Annotated in this window: 12 protein-coding genes; 6 read left to right on the top strand and 6 right to left on the bottom strand. The window is 71.5% G+C overall.

Going from position 1 to position 13,133, the window contains the following annotated elements; genetic code table 11:
* Positions 1-45: 45 nt before the first annotated feature.
* The 4 genes from ACFZCD_RS25950 to ACFZCD_RS25935 all read right to left on the bottom strand — a co-directional run bounded on the left by ACFZCD_RS25950 (position 46) and on the right by ACFZCD_RS25935 (position 2,543).
* Positions 46-621, bottom strand: a complete 576-nt coding sequence (locus tag ACFZCD_RS25950) for a TerD family protein (RefSeq protein WP_391834782.1) — start codon at positions 619-621, stop codon at positions 46-48.
* 131 nt (positions 622-752) lie between these two features.
* Positions 753-1,328: a TerD family protein gene (locus ACFZCD_RS25945; protein ID WP_030369882.1), complete on the bottom strand. Its 576-nt coding sequence runs from the start codon at positions 1,326-1,328 to the stop codon at positions 753-755.
* A gap of 122 nt (positions 1,329-1,450) precedes the next feature.
* On the bottom strand, positions 1,451-1,909 hold the full coding sequence (locus tag ACFZCD_RS25940) for a peroxiredoxin (RefSeq protein WP_391834780.1): 459 nt from the start codon (positions 1,907-1,909) through the stop codon (positions 1,451-1,453).
* A 211-nt stretch (positions 1,910-2,120) separates the two neighbouring features.
* Positions 2,121-2,543 (bottom strand): DUF3052 domain-containing protein, encoded by a 423-nt coding sequence (locus tag ACFZCD_RS25935; RefSeq protein WP_391834778.1) that lies wholly within the window; start codon positions 2,541-2,543, stop codon positions 2,121-2,123.
* A gap of 480 nt (positions 2,544-3,023) precedes the next feature.
* On the opposite strand from ACFZCD_RS25935, the gene aceE reads away from it, so the two are divergent.
* Positions 3,024-5,756: a pyruvate dehydrogenase (acetyl-transferring), homodimeric type gene (aceE, locus tag ACFZCD_RS25930; protein ID WP_391834776.1), complete on the top strand. Its 2,733-nt coding sequence runs from the start codon at positions 3,024-3,026 to the stop codon at positions 5,754-5,756.
* Between the two features lie 94 nt (positions 5,757-5,850).
* On the opposite strand, the gene ACFZCD_RS25925 is transcribed toward aceE, so the two are convergent.
* Together ACFZCD_RS25925 and ACFZCD_RS25920 are read right to left on the bottom strand one after the other, a co-directional pair.
* A complete protein-coding gene (locus ACFZCD_RS25925) occupies positions 5,851-6,252 on the bottom strand; it encodes a peptidase inhibitor family I36 protein (RefSeq protein WP_391834774.1) in 402 nt (133 codons plus the stop codon).
* Between the two features lie 114 nt (positions 6,253-6,366).
* Complete coding sequence (locus tag ACFZCD_RS25920; RefSeq protein ID WP_391834772.1) at positions 6,367-7,959, bottom strand: MFS transporter; 1,593 nt, start codon at positions 7,957-7,959, stop codon at positions 6,367-6,369.
* Positions 7,960-8,073: 114 nt separating this feature from the next.
* Here ACFZCD_RS25920 and ACFZCD_RS25915 point away from each other — a divergent pair, with 114 nt between their 5' ends.
* The 5 genes from ACFZCD_RS25915 (at position 8,074) to ACFZCD_RS25895 (ending at position 13,118) form a co-directional block, all read left to right on the top strand.
* Positions 8,074-8,736: a TetR/AcrR family transcriptional regulator gene (locus tag ACFZCD_RS25915; RefSeq protein ID WP_391834770.1), complete on the top strand. Its 663-nt coding sequence runs from the start codon at positions 8,074-8,076 to the stop codon at positions 8,734-8,736.
* Positions 8,737-8,834: 98 nt separating this feature from the next.
* Entirely contained in the window at positions 8,835-10,055 is a 1,221-nt protein-coding gene (locus ACFZCD_RS25910; protein ID WP_391834768.1) for an alpha/beta hydrolase, read from the top strand.
* A gap of 105 nt (positions 10,056-10,160) precedes the next feature.
* On the top strand, positions 10,161-11,021 hold the full coding sequence (locus ACFZCD_RS25905; protein ID WP_391834766.1) for a DUF4429 domain-containing protein: 861 nt from the start codon (positions 10,161-10,163) through the stop codon (positions 11,019-11,021).
* A gap of 100 nt (positions 11,022-11,121) precedes the next feature.
* Complete coding sequence (locus ACFZCD_RS25900) at positions 11,122-12,441, top strand: sensor histidine kinase (protein ID WP_391834764.1); 1,320 nt, start codon at positions 11,122-11,124, stop codon at positions 12,439-12,441.
* Positions 12,438-13,118: a response regulator gene (locus tag ACFZCD_RS25895; RefSeq protein ID WP_391834762.1), complete on the top strand. Its 681-nt coding sequence runs from the start codon at positions 12,438-12,440 to the stop codon at positions 13,116-13,118. The genes ACFZCD_RS25900 and ACFZCD_RS25895 overlap by 4 nt, the downstream gene beginning before the upstream one ends.
* The last annotated feature ends 15 nt before the right edge of the window (positions 13,119-13,133 follow it).

Here is a 13,133-nt window from a genome sequence, read left to right as displayed (position 1 = left end):
TACCCAATCCTTCGTTATGGGGTTTCCCCCGCGCCGTGCGCGGCTTTACGAAACGTTGACCCCGAAGTCTAGGGCGATGCCGCGCAAGCCTGATGCGTACCCCTGACCGACCGCGCGGAACTTCCACTCGCCGCCGTACCGGTAGACCTCGCCGAAGATCATCGCGGTTTCGCTGGAGGCGTCCTCGCTGAGGTCGTAGCGGGCGAGCTCGCTGCCGTCGGCCTGGTTGACGACGCGGATGTAGGCGTTGCTGACCTGGCCGAAGCTCTGGCCGCGGACGTCGGCGTCATGGATGCTCACCGGGAAGACGATCTTGTCGCAGGCGGCCGGGACCTTGGCCAGGTCGACCAGGATCGTCTCGTCGTCGCCCTCACCCTCACCGGTGAGATTGTCGCCGGTGTGTTCGACGGAGCCCTCGGGGCTCTTGAGGTTGTTGTAGAAGACGAAGTACTCGTCGCCGAGCACGCGGCCCGTGGCGCACAGCAGGGCGCTGGCGTCCAGGTCGAAGGGGGCTCCGGTGGTGGAGCGCGCGTCCCAGCCGAGACCGACGGTCACGTTGGTGAGGTTGGGTGCGGCCTTGGAGAGGGAGACATTGCCTCCCTTGGCGAGCGTGACGCCCATGATCTTGTTTCCTCCCCGGGTCGAGATCCGGCGCCCCGGGTCCTTGACGGGGCACCGTGCGCGTCCGGCGCCGCACTCCCGGGGGGCGGGGGTGCGGCGCCGGACGCGGATGGCCTGTGTCGGGCCCGTCGTCAGACGTTGACGCCGAAGTCCTGGGCGATGCCGCGCAGACCGGAGGCGTAGCCCTGGCCGATGGCGCGGAACTTCCACTCGGCGCCGTGGCGGTACAGCTCGCCGAAGACCATGGCGGTCTCGGTCGAGGCGTCCTCGCTGAGGTCGTAGCGGGCCAGCTCGGTGTTGTCGGCCTGGTTCACGACGCGGATGTAGGCGTTGCGCACCTGGCCGAAGCTCTGCTGCCGCGACTCGGCCTCGTAGATCGAGACCGGGAAGACGATCTTGGCGACGTCGGCGGGCACACCGGCCAGGTTGACCTTGATGACCTCGTCGTCGCCCTCGCCCTCACCGGTGAGGTTGTCACCCTGGTGCTCGACCGAGCCGTCGGGGCTCTTGAGGTTGTTGAAGAAGACGAAGTTCTGGTCGTTGGCGACCTTGCCCTGGTCGTTCGTCAGCAGCGCGCTGGCGTCCAGGTCGAAATCCGTACCGGTGGTGGTACGGGCGTCCCAGCCGAGACCGACGATGACCGCGGTCAGGTTCGGGGCCGCCTTGGTCAGCGAGACGTTGCCGCCCTTGCTGAGACTGACTCCCACGAGTCCTCCATTGGTTCGAGGGGTGACCGAGGCGGATGGCTCGGCCGCTCCCCTTTGTGCGATGGCAACCGGTCAACGTGTGGATCCTACTGACCGGTTCCCGCGATGGCGTGCTTCTCGGCTCAGAGAGCGGCGAGCGCCTCGGCGTACTCGCCCAGGTCGCGCGCGTCGGGCAGGCCGTTGACGACCGTCCAGCGCACGACGCCCTCCTTGTCGATGATGAAGGTGCCGCGCACGGCGCAGCCCTTCTCCTCGTCGAAGACGCCGTAGGCGCGGCTGACGTTGCCGTGCGGCCAGAAGTCGGAGAGCAGCGGGTAGGTGAGGCCCTCCTGCTCGGCGAAGACGCGCAGCGAGAAGGGGGCGTCGTTGGAAACGGCGAGCAGCTGCACGTCGTCGTTGACGAACTTCGGCAGCTCGTCGCGCAGGGCGCACAGCTCGCCGGTGCACACGCCGGTGAAGGCGAAGGGGTAGAAGAGCAGGACGACGTTCTTCTCGCCGCGGTAGTCGGAGAGCCGCACGGTCTCGCCGTGCTGGTTCTTCAGCTCGAAGTCCGGGGCCTTGGTGCCGACCTCGATCGCCATGTTCGCATCCCTCTTCGTCTCGGCAGGGGCCGGCCCGGGACCTGCGTCCGGTCCCGGCCACCGGCGGGTAGGCCGCCAGTGTGTCACTGCGCCCCCCGCGCGATGCACTGCGCCCCCCGGCAGGCCCCCTCCCCCGCTCCGGGCAGGGGGAAGGGGCGCCGGGGGGCGCGGTGACACGGTTCGGCGGCGGCCCGCGGCGGCGGGCCGGGGCCTAGCGCTTGGGGGCGACCAGGCGGGCGCCGGTCCAGTCCTTGGCCACGCTGATGCTCTTGGTCTGGCTCAGGCCCGCGGTCTGGGCCGCCTCGCTGACATCGCTCGGCTCGATGTACCCGTCACGGCCGGTCTTGGGGACCAGCAGCCAGATGATCCCGCCGTCCTCGAGCAGGCCGAGGGCGTCCACCAGCGCGTCCGTGAGGTCTCCGTCCTCATCCCGGAACCACAGCAGGACGACGTCGGCCACGTCGTCATAGTCCTCGTCGACGAGGTCCTGGCCGATGAGGGACTCAATACCTTCACGGAGATCATGATCGACGTCGTCGTCGTAGCCGATCTCCTGGACCACCTGTCCGGGCTCGAAACCCAGCCTTCCGGCTGGATTGGTCCGCTCCTCCGCGTGGTCCGCGGTCGCGCTCACGGATTTCCTCCTGTCATCCTTCGAGACGTTGCATTCGCCTCGCGCGTACGCGAAACGATGGGCGTAGTCCACACGTGACGGACGGATCGCGCAAGTACCCGGCCATCGAGACCGCCGAAACGTTGACGGACGCGGACGTCCTGTGGCAACTCCAACCATGAGGCAGGAGGGGTAAGTGATTCACCACACAGAACTTTGCCCGTTTTGTGAAGTTACTCCATGCGATTCCCGAGGGCGACTCCGAACAGCCGTACACGGGGGACCCCCTTTGGGGGCGTAAGGTTGCGATTTGGCCGCCCCGGGCGACCAACAAACGCTGCTTCGTCTCACCCGTGGTGGTTACCGCCCAGTAGAGATGACGTTTCCGCCGCCGCGGTCCACGATGGGAGCCGGCGCCAGATAAAGCAGCCCCATATTTGACCGCGTGCGCAGCAACATCGCGTGCAGAGCACGACCACGACCGAACAGCGAAGGAACAGCGTGGCTTCCGGATCCGATCGCAACCCGATCATCATTGGCGGCCTTCCCAGCCAGGTCCCGGACTTCGATCCCGAAGAGACCCAGGAGTGGCTCGACTCGCTCGACGCAGCCGTCGATGAGCGAGGCCGGGAACGTGCCCGCTACCTCATGCTTCGCCTGATCGAGCGGGCTCGCGAGAAGCGCGTCGCCGTGCCCGAGATGCGCAGCACGGACTACGTCAACACCATCGCGACCAAGGACGAGCCGTTCTTCCCGGGCAACGAGGAGATCGAGCGCAAGGTCCTCAACGCGACCCGGTGGAACGCGGCCGTGATGGTCTCCCGGGCCCAGCGTCCGGGCATCGGCGTCGGCGGCCACATCGCCACCTTCGCCTCCTCCGCCTCCCTGTACGACGTGGGCTTCAACCACTTCTTCCGCGGCAAGGACGAGGGCGACGGCGGCGACCAGATCTTCTTCCAGGGCCACGCGTCCCCGGGCATCTACGCCCGCGCGTTCCTCCTGGACCGGCTCTCCGAGCGGCACCTGGACTCGTTCCGCCAGGAGAAGTCCAAGGCCCCCTACGGCCTGTCCAGCTACCCGCACCCGCGCCTGATGCCGGACTTCTGGGAGTTCCCCACCGTCTCGATGGGCCTCGGCCCCCTCGGTGCGATCTACCAGGCCCGCATGAACCGCTACATGGAGGCCCGCGGCATCGCCGACACCTCCAAGTCGCACGTCTGGGCGTTCCTCGGCGACGGCGAGATGGACGAGCCGGAGTCGCTCGGCCAGCTGTCCATCGCCGCCCGTGAGGGCCTGGACAACCTGACCTTCGTCGTCAACTGCAACCTGCAGCGCCTCGACGGCCCGGTGCGCGGCAACGGCAAGGTCATGCAGGAGCTGGAGTCGCAGTTCCGCGGCGCCGGCTGGAACGTGATCAAGCTGGTGTGGGACCGCTCCTGGGACCCGCTGCTGGCCCAGGACCGGGACGGCATCCTGGTCAACAAGCTCAACAGCACCCCCGACGGCCAGTTCCAGACGTACGCCACCGAGACCGGTGCGTACATCCGCGAGCACTTCTTCGGCGACGACCACCGTCTCCGCAAGATGGTCGAGAACATGACCGACGACCAGATCCTGCACCTGGGCCGCGGCGGTCACGACCACAAGAAGATCTACGCGGCGTACGCGGCGGCCAAGGCCCACAAGGGCCAGCCGACCGTGATCCTCGCGCAGACCGTCAAGGGCTGGACCCTGGGTCCGAACTTCGAGGGCCGCAACGCGACCCACCAGATGAAGAAGCTCACGGTCGAGGACCTCAAGCGCTTCCGCGACCGCCTCCACATCCCGATCGCCGACAAGGAGCTGGAGTCCGGCCTGCCGCCGTACTACCACCCGGGCCGCGACTCGGAGGAGATCCAGTACATGCACGACCGGCGCAACGCGCTGGGCGGCTACGTGCCGACCCGCGTCGACCGGTCGAAGCCGCTGGCCCTGCCGGACGACAAGGCCTACGCGACCGCGAAGAAGGGCTCCGGGCAGCAGTCGATCGCCACGACCATGGCGTTCGTCCGCATCCTGAAGGACCTCATGCGGGACAAGGAGATCGGCAAGCGCTTCGTGCTGATCGCCCCCGACGAGTACCGCACCTTCGGCATGGACGCGTTCTTCCCGTCGGCGAAGATCTACAACCCGCTCGGCCAGCAGTACGAGTCCGTGGACCGCGAGCTGCTGCTCGCGTACAAGGAGTCGCCGACCGGCCAGATGCTGCACGACGGCATCTCCGAGGCGGGCTGCACGGCCTCGCTGATCGCGGCGGGCTCCGCCTACGCGACGCACGGCGAGCCGCTGATCCCGGTCTACGTCTTCTACTCGATGTTCGGCTTCCAGCGCACGGGCGACCAGTTCTGGCAGATGGCCGACCAGCTGGCGCGCGGCTTCGTGCTCGGCGCCACGGCGGGCCGCACCACCCTGACCGGTGAGGGCCTGCAGCACGCCGACGGCCACTCGCAGCTGCTGGCGTCCACCAACCCGGGCGTCGTCTCCTACGACCCCGCGTTCGGCTTCGAGATGGCGCACATCGTCAAGGACGGTCTGCGCCGGATGTACGGCGAGAACGCCGAGGACGTCTTCTACTACCTGACCGTCTACAACGAGCCGATCCAGCACCCGGCCGAGCCGGCGGACGTGGACGCCGAGGGCATCCTCAAGGGTCTGTACCGCTTCGCGCAGGGCGAGAAGGGCGCGATCCCGGCCCAGATCCTGGCCTCGGGCGTCGCGGTGCCGTGGGCGATCGAGGCCCAGAAGATCCTCGCCGAGGAGTGGGACGTCAAGGCGGACGTCTGGTCGGCCACCTCGTGGAACGAGCTCCGCAAGGACGCCGTCGCCGTCGAGGAGCACAACCTCCTGCACCCGGAGGAGGAGCTCCGCGTCCCGTACGTGACGCAGAAGCTCCAGGGCGCCGAGGGCCCGTTCGTGGCCGTCTCCGACTGGATGCGGGCCGTGCCGGACCAGATCGCCCGCTGGGTGCCGGGTGCGTACCAGTCGCTGGGCGCCGACGGCTTCGGCTTCGCCGACACCCGTGGTGCGGCGCGCCGCTTCTTCCACATCGACGCCCAGTCGATCGTCCTGGCCGTGCTCACCGAGCTGGCCAAGCAGGGCAAGGTCGACCGCTCCGTGCTGAAGCAGGCGGTGGACCGCTACCAGCTGCTGGACGTCACCGCGGCCGACCCGGGCGCGGCCGGCGGCGACGCGTAACGCCTCCCGCTCGGGATCGCCCCGGATAGCTCCACTGCCGCCGCCCCCGGCCAGCTTTGCTGGCCGGGGGCGGCGGCAGTTCGGGGGCGGGAGCTCAGTGCTCCCAGACCTTGTACGCCCGTACGGTGAACGGCGTCTCCGGTGCCCACGACCCCGAGGGGTACGTGGTGAACTCGCCCGTCTCCGCGCACGTGGCGCTCTGGTACGCGGTGACGGGGCGCCCCGTGCGGTTGGCGAGGGCCGCCGCGCTGCTGCCCGCCGGTAAGGCCACGCAGTCCTCGATGCCGATGTCCGCGAGCTCGCTCGTGCTCCGCGTCCCGCGGAAGCCGGTCTTCGTCCACAGGCACAGCTGCCCCGCGGCGCAGGGGCCGAGCCGCTCCCTCCCTGCCCCTGTCCCCGCTGTCCCCGCTGCCGCCGCTCCGGCCGAGGGGGCGCAGAGCAGGGCCAGGGCGGCGGCAGTGGTCACGGCAGCGGCGGCGGTACGGATCGCATGCATGAACATCACTCCCTGTGTCGGTGGTGTTGCACACCGCATCCTGGCGGGAGTGACAGAAGATGCCAAGAGGGCCCCGCGGTGCGGGGCCCTGATAGGGGAAGGCGGGCGTCCGGGTCAGATGTGGGCCGCGCCGGCCGCCGCCTCGGGGTTCGTCCCGCGCTTGGTGAACAGCGCGACCAGGGCCGCACAGGCCGCGACGACACCGGCGACGGTGAAGGACAGGCTCATCCCTGACACGAAAGTGTCATGCGCGACGTCCGTGATCACCCGGGCGACCTCCGGCCGCGCCCCGGGCGGCACCGGGGCCACGCCGACCGCGACGGCGTCCGCCGCCCGGGCCGCCTGCTCCGGCGTGCCCGCGGGGAGCCCGGTCTCCGCCCACTTGCCGGGCAGGGTGTCGTCGACGCGGGCGGCCATGACGGCGCCGAGGACGGCCGTCCCGAGCGAGCCGCCCACCTGCATGGCGGCCTGCTGCAGGCCGCCCGCGACGCCGGCGTGCTGCAGCGGGGCGTTGCCGACGATGACTTCGGTGGCGCCGACCATGACGGGGGCGAGGCCGAGGCCGAAGAGGGCGAACCACACGGACATCACGCCCGTGCCGGAGCCGGGTTCGAGGCGGGCCATGCCGAAGCAGGCGGCGGTGGTCAGCAGCATGCCCGCGACCAGCGGGATGCGGGGGCCCACGCGCGTGATGAGCGCGCCCGCGGCCGGCGAGCCGACGATCATCATGCCGGTGAGCGGCAGCAGGTGCAGGCCCGAGTCGACGGGGCTCATGCCGTGCACGTTCTGCAGGTAGAAGGTGACGAAGAACAGGCCGCCGATGAAGGCGAACGCCATCAGCAGCATCAGGACGGTGCCGGCGGTCAGCGGTACGGAGCGGAACAGGCGCAGCGGCAGCAGGGGTTCGCGGGCCTTGGTCTCCCACACCACGAAGAGGGCGAGGGCGAGGGCCGCGGCCGCCAGGAAGAGCAGGGTCTTCGCGTCCCCCCAGCCCCAGTCGCGGGCCTTGATGAGCGCCCAGACGAGGCAGAACATGCCGGCCGAGAGCAGGCCGATGCCGGGGAGGTCGAAGGAGCGCGGGGCGTGGTCGGAGCGGTGGTCCCTGAGGATGAGGAGGCCGAGGACGAGGGCCACGGCGCCGACCGGCACGTTGATGAAGAAGACGGACTGCCAGTTGACGTGTTCGACGAGGACGCCGCCGAGGATGGGGCCGCCGGCGGTGGAGGCGCCGATCACCATGCCCCAGATGCCGACGGCCATGTTGAGCTTCCCGGCCGGGAAGGTGGCGCGCAGCAGGCCGAGCGCGGCGGGCATCAGCAGGGCGCCGCAGAGCCCCTGGAGGACGCGGAAGGCGACGACGGCCGACACGCTGCCGGAGAGCGCGATGGCTCCGGAGGAGGCGGCGAAGCCGGTGGTACCTATGAGGAAGGTCAGCCGGTGACCGAAGCGGTCACCCAGCTTGCCCGCGGTGATCAGCGCGACCGCGAGGGCGAGGAGGTAGCTGTTGGTTATCCACTGGACATCGGCGAGCGAGGCGTGGAGGTCATCCCGGATGACGGGATTCGCGACGGCGACGATCGTGCCGTCGAGCGCGACCATCATCACGCCTATCGCCACGGTAACGAGGGTCAGCCAGGGGTGGCCGCGGAGCCCCTTGCGGGGACCGAGCTCCTGCTGCGCCTCGGCGACAGCGGTCTGAGACGTCATGGCAAGAATTATGGCAGCCACTGACAATTGGCTGACGGCAGCATGCGCCGGTGACTGCCGTATTCACCCGCGGCTATCCTGAGCAGCACAAACGTGGCGGAGGAGAGACGACCCATGCACGCGATCGAGGGTGCGGCGGCCCGCCCGGCGGCGCCGTCCGGGCTGCGCGAGCGGAAGAAGCAGCGCACGCGGGACACCCTGATCCGGTCCGCCCTGGAGCTGTTCGCCCGCAAGGGCTACGAGCGCACCACCGTCGACGAGATCGCCGAGGCCGCGGAGGTCTCGCAGCGCACCTTCTTCCGCTACTTCGCGAACAAGGACGAGGTGGCGCTGGCGATGCACACCGCCCTCGACGCCCTCTTCCTCGCCACGCTGCGCTCCCGCCCCGCCCCCGAGGCCCCGCTGGCCGCCCTGCGCGGGGCCGTCCTCGACACCTGGGACGGCGCGAGCGGGGTGATCGAGGCGGTCGTACCGCTGGAACTGCACATGCGGACGTACCGCATGATCGAGTCGACGCCCCAGCTGCTGGCGGCGCGGCTGCGGCTGCTGTCCGAGGTGGAGGAGCAGCTGGCCGGGGAGATCGCCCGGCGCGAGGGTCTGGATCTGCGGGCCGACCCCCGGCCGCACGTCCTGGTGGCCGCGTTCGGCGGGGTGATGCGTGTCACCGCGCGCATCTGGGGAGAGCACGGGGAGGGCGGCCCGGACGATCTCCGGAGGCTCACCGTCACCTATCTGGACCAGCTGGGTCCGGCATTGGCGGAAAATTGGCGCGCTTGATCGAGAAAACCAAGCTTGTGCCCAATTCCCCCCACCCAAACGTGAGATAGCTCACGGACCCCGCAGTCGCCGCCGGGTTTCTCCTAAGGTGTCCCGCGGTGACTTCCTTTCCGGAGCTCGGCTCCCCCTCCTCCGTACCGTGGACCAACACGGCCACCGTGTGGCGCGCGCTGCTCGCCCTGGCCGTGGTGTTCGTCATGCTCGGCACGACCGGCTGGACGGCCGTCAGAAGTCACAAGGCGACCGGGGACGCCCGGACGGCCTCGCTCAGCGCCTGGCTGCACGGCTCCATAGCCGGCCGGCCGCTGCCGGCCCCGGGGACGGCCCCCGAGACCGTGGCCCGCTTCTTCGCCACCCTCACCGGTGCCCAGCAGGCCCGGCTCGCCGACGAGTACCCCATCGTCGTCGGCAACCTCAACGGCGCCCCGTCCGTCCTGCGCTACCGCGCCAACCGCGCCGCCCTCGACCGGGCCCGTGCCGTCGAGAAGCGCCGCAGCCACGCGAGCGGCCTCAGCCCCGTCGGCCGCCAGGAAGCGCTGCGCCGCATGCACCGCTTCGAGTCCCTGCGCGCGGAGGGGCGGCAGATCCTCGCCTTCGACCCCACCGGTGACGGCCGCGTCGCCGAGGTCGTCGGCGACCTCGACCGGGCCCAGCGGGTCTCCGTCGTCGTCCCCGGCGTCGACACCAACGTGCTGACGTTCGAGAAGTCCCAGCGCGCCAACAGCGCCCCCGTCGGCATGGCCCGCTCCCTCTACGCCGCCGAGCGCAAGGCCGCCCCCGGCACCCGCACGGCCGTCATCGCCTGGGCCGACTACACCTCGCCCGCCGGCGTCGGCATGGACGCCGCCACCGGAAAGCTCGCCGCCGAGGGCGCCCTGCGGCTGCGCGCCGCGGTCCGCGCGCTGCCCGGCGACTCCCGGGTCGCCCTCGTCTGCCACAGCTACGGCTCGGTGGTGTGCGGCGTCGCCGCGCGCGACCTGTCCCCGCGCGTCACCGACATCGCCGTCGCCGGCAGCCCCGGGCTGCGCGCCGAGCACGTCTCCGAGCTGCGGACCAGCGCCCGGATATGGGCCATGCGCGACCCGGACGACTGGATCCAGGGCGTCCCCCACCTGGAGGTCGGCGGCCTCGGCCACGGCGCCGACCCGGTCTCGCAGGGCTTCGGCGCGCGGGTCATGTCCGCCCGCGGCGCGGAGGGCCACGCCGGCTACTTCGAGCCCGGCACGACGAGCCTGGCCAACTTCGCGGGCATCGGCGTCGGCGAGCCGGCGAGCGTGTCGTGCGCCGACCCGAACGAGGCCTGCACGTCGGGCACGTAGCAGCGCGTCTCGCGGCGCCGGCCGGCAACCTCTGCCGTACGGGAGACGACGCGCGTAGCGGCCGCAGGGGGGACGCCCGGGCGGGTGCCGCATACGATGACGGGCATGGGTGATGTGCTGACGGGTTTCCACACCGTCTGGGAGTTCGACACCGACTCCGTGCTCATCCGCTTCGAACGGGGGATCCGCACGCCGAAGCTGCTCCAGGCGCTCGGTGAGCGACGCATCCCCTACGAGGCGCTCGCGGGCGTGGAGCTGGCCCCGGGGAAGCGCGGGACGGTGGTGCTGCGTGCGGTGCCGAGACCGGGCGCCGATCCGCTGATGGACGTCGCCGACGGCCAGCTCAAGGAGAGCACCGACCCGTACCGGCTGGTGCTGCCCGAACAGCGCGACGCCCTCGCCGAGTACTACGCCGACGAGATACGGGCCGCCCTCGGCCCGGACGCGGCCGATCCGGCCCAGCGCCCGCTCGTCGCGGCGCCCGCTCCCCCGCCGTCCTTCAAGGCCTACGACGGCAAGGCCTCCTTCGACGGCCGCTCCGTCTCCTTCCGCTGGTTCTGGACGGGCGCCTCGTCCGCCAAGTGGAAGGCGGGCGACCAGCGGTTCGCCGTCGAGGAGCTCTCGGGCGTCGAGTGGCGCTCCCCCGAGGTCGCCGGCGGCCATCTGCGGCTCCTGCCGCGCGGCACCGAGGACCAGCCGCCCGGCCAGGCCGACCAGAACCCGGCGGCCGTCGTCTTCGGCATGGGCTACGGCCTGCTGCACGAATCGCTGCCCTTCGGCGCGGCGGTCCTCGAAGCCGTCCGCGCCGCGGCGCCCACCGGGCCGGCCGTGCGGGTGCCGGCCGCCCGCCCCGACCCCGGCGGCATCGCCGACCGCATCCGCCACCTGGGCGCGCTGCACGAGGCCGGGCTCCTGACCGACGACGAGTTCAGCGCGAAGAAGGCGCAGCTCCTCGCCGAGCTGTGACCGGCCTCCCGGCCGCTACCGGTGCTACCCCGGTATGACCCGCGAGCCCCCACCCAGGGGTGACGTCCTCGCGCGTGCCGCGGCCTAGGGTGAAGGGGTCATGATCCAGTCGCTCCCCGCTCCCCTCGCCCGTGCGCGCGCCCACCTGATCGACGTCTGCACCCCCGCCGGGCCGCCCGTGCCGCTGGGCGGCCGGTCGCGCCGCGGCTGGGTGCGGAAGCTGCCCTACGTGGTCGCCGCGCTGTTCACGGCGCTGCTGCTGCCGCTGACCGGCAACCTGCTGACGCACGAGTACGGCCTGGGCTTCGGCTTCGGGCTGTCCCTCGCCGTCGCCCAGACCGTGCCGCTGCTCGTCGCCGTCCGCAGGCCCCTGCTCGCCTGGGCGATCGCCTTCGCGGCGGACCTCGCCACGGCGCTGGTCCTGCTGTCCGAGCCCGTGAACGGCGAGTGGCCCTGGCCGTGGCCGCCCATGACCGTCATGGGCCTGCTGCTGCTGATGCTCGCGGCCGGCATGCGGGAACGGCGCCCGACGCTCGTCGCGATCTGGCTGGTCACCGGCGTCTCGGGCGCGGTCCTGCGGAGTCTGTCGCCCGAGCGCAGCTCCTCCAACGTCTGGGTGACGCTGTTCGTGGTCGGCGGCATGCTGATGCTGCTCGCCGGGGCGCTGCGCGAGCGCGGGGACGCGCGGCGGGCGCTCGCCGAGCAGGAGACCATCAGCGAGGCCGAGCGGGCCCGGCGCACCCTGCTGGAGGAGCGCGCCCGCATCGCCCGCGAGCTGCACGACGTGGTCGCCCACCACATGTCGGTGATCACCGTGCAGGCGGACAGCGCCCCGTACCGGCTCGCGGGCCTGCCCGGGGAGGCACGGGAGGAGTTCGCGACGATCGCCGCGACGGCGCGGGAGTCGCTGACGGAGATGCGCAGGCTGCTGGGGGTGCTGCGCAGCGAGGACGCCTCGGGCGCGGGCGGCGGCACCGAGCGGGCGCCGCAGCCGGGCGTGGGCCGGATCCCCCAGTTGGTCGAGGCGACCGTGCGGTCCGGGCTGCCGGTGGAGCTCACCATGCCGGATAAGCTGCCGGACGCGCTGCCGCAGGCGGTGGACCTCTCCGCGTACCGCATCGTGCAGGAGGCCCTGGCCAACGTCGTCCGGCACGCGCCGGGCGCGGAGACGCGGGTCTCCGTGTCGGCCGGCGACGCCGGCGCCGGGCTGATGGTGCTGGTCGTCAACGCCCCCGCGGCGGACCGGGACGCGCCGCCGCTGGAGACCAGCGGCACCGGCCACGGCCTGGTCGGCATGCGCGAGCGGGTCCGCCTGGTGGGCGGCACGCTCGACACCGGCCCGCTGCCCGGCGGCGGCTTCCGGGTCGCGGCCCGGCTCCCGTTCACGACCGCTCCGGAAGAGGACTCCGTTTCAGCATGACCATCAAGGTGATCATCGTCGACGACCAGGCCATGGTGCGGGCGGGCTTCGCCGCGCTGCTGGCCGCCCAGCCCGACATCGACGTCGTCGGCGACGCGGCGGACGGGCGGCAGGGCCTGGAGGTCAGCCGCAGCACCCACCCGGACGTCGTGCTGATGGACGTCCGGATGCCGGAGATGGACGGGCTGGAGGCGGCGCGGCAGCTCCTGTCCCCGCCGCCCGGTGTGACGCACCGTCCGAAGGTCCTGATGCTCACGACCTTCGACGTCGACGACTACGTCTACGAGGCGCTGCGCGCGGGGGCGTCCGGCTTCCTGCTGAAGGACGCCCCTCCCGCCGACCTGATCTCGGCCGTGCGGGTGGTGGCCGCCGGGGAGGCCCTGCTGGCCCCGTCCGTGACGCGCCGTCTGATCGCGGACTTCGCCAAGCAGCGCCCGGCGCCCCGCAAGGGCGGCCCGGCGCTGCGGCTGAACGGTCTCACCCCGCGCGAGACCGAGGTCCTCGGGCTCATCGCCCGCGGACTGTCCAACCAGGAGATCGCGGCGACCCTGGTGCTGGCCGAGCAGACCGTCAAGACGCACATCGGCAGGGTCCTGGCCAAGCTGGACCTGCGCGACCGCGCCCAGGCGGTGATCTTCGCCTACGAGTCGGGGCTGGTGGCTCCGGGCGGCCGGTGACGGGGCGTCACCCCG

The sequence above is a fragment of the Streptomyces sp. NPDC008001 genome (genome assembly GCF_042958085.1).
Taxonomy (GTDB): Bacteria; Actinomycetota; Actinomycetes; order Streptomycetales; family Streptomycetaceae; genus Streptomyces.
This window is presented reverse-complemented; position numbering and strand designations above follow the sequence as displayed.

Bases quoted from the DNA above. Each gene is read 5' to 3' on its own strand.
- ACFZCD_RS25950 (WP_391834782.1), bottom strand. From the start codon at position 621: ATGGGCGTCACGCTCGCCAAGGGAGGCAATGTCTCCCTCTCCAAGGCC.
- ACFZCD_RS25940 (WP_391834780.1), bottom strand. From the start codon at position 1,909: ATGGCGATCGAGGTCGGCACCAAGGCCCCGGACTTCGAGCTGAAGAAC.
- ACFZCD_RS25895 (WP_391834762.1), top strand. From the start codon at position 12,438: ATGACCATCAAGGTGATCATCGTCGACGACCAGGCCATGGTGCGGGCG.
- ACFZCD_RS25920 (WP_391834772.1), bottom strand. From the start codon at position 7,959: ATGACGTCTCAGACCGCTGTCGCCGAGGCGCAGCAGGAGCTCGGTCCC.
- ACFZCD_RS25900 (WP_391834764.1), top strand. From the start codon at position 11,122: ATGATCCAGTCGCTCCCCGCTCCCCTCGCCCGTGCGCGCGCCCACCTG.
- ACFZCD_RS25905 (WP_391834766.1), top strand. From the start codon at position 10,161: ATGGGTGATGTGCTGACGGGTTTCCACACCGTCTGGGAGTTCGACACC.
- ACFZCD_RS25925 (WP_391834774.1), bottom strand. From the start codon at position 6,252: ATGCATGCGATCCGTACCGCCGCCGCTGCCGTGACCACTGCCGCCGCC.
- ACFZCD_RS25915 (WP_391834770.1), top strand. From the start codon at position 8,074: ATGCACGCGATCGAGGGTGCGGCGGCCCGCCCGGCGGCGCCGTCCGGG.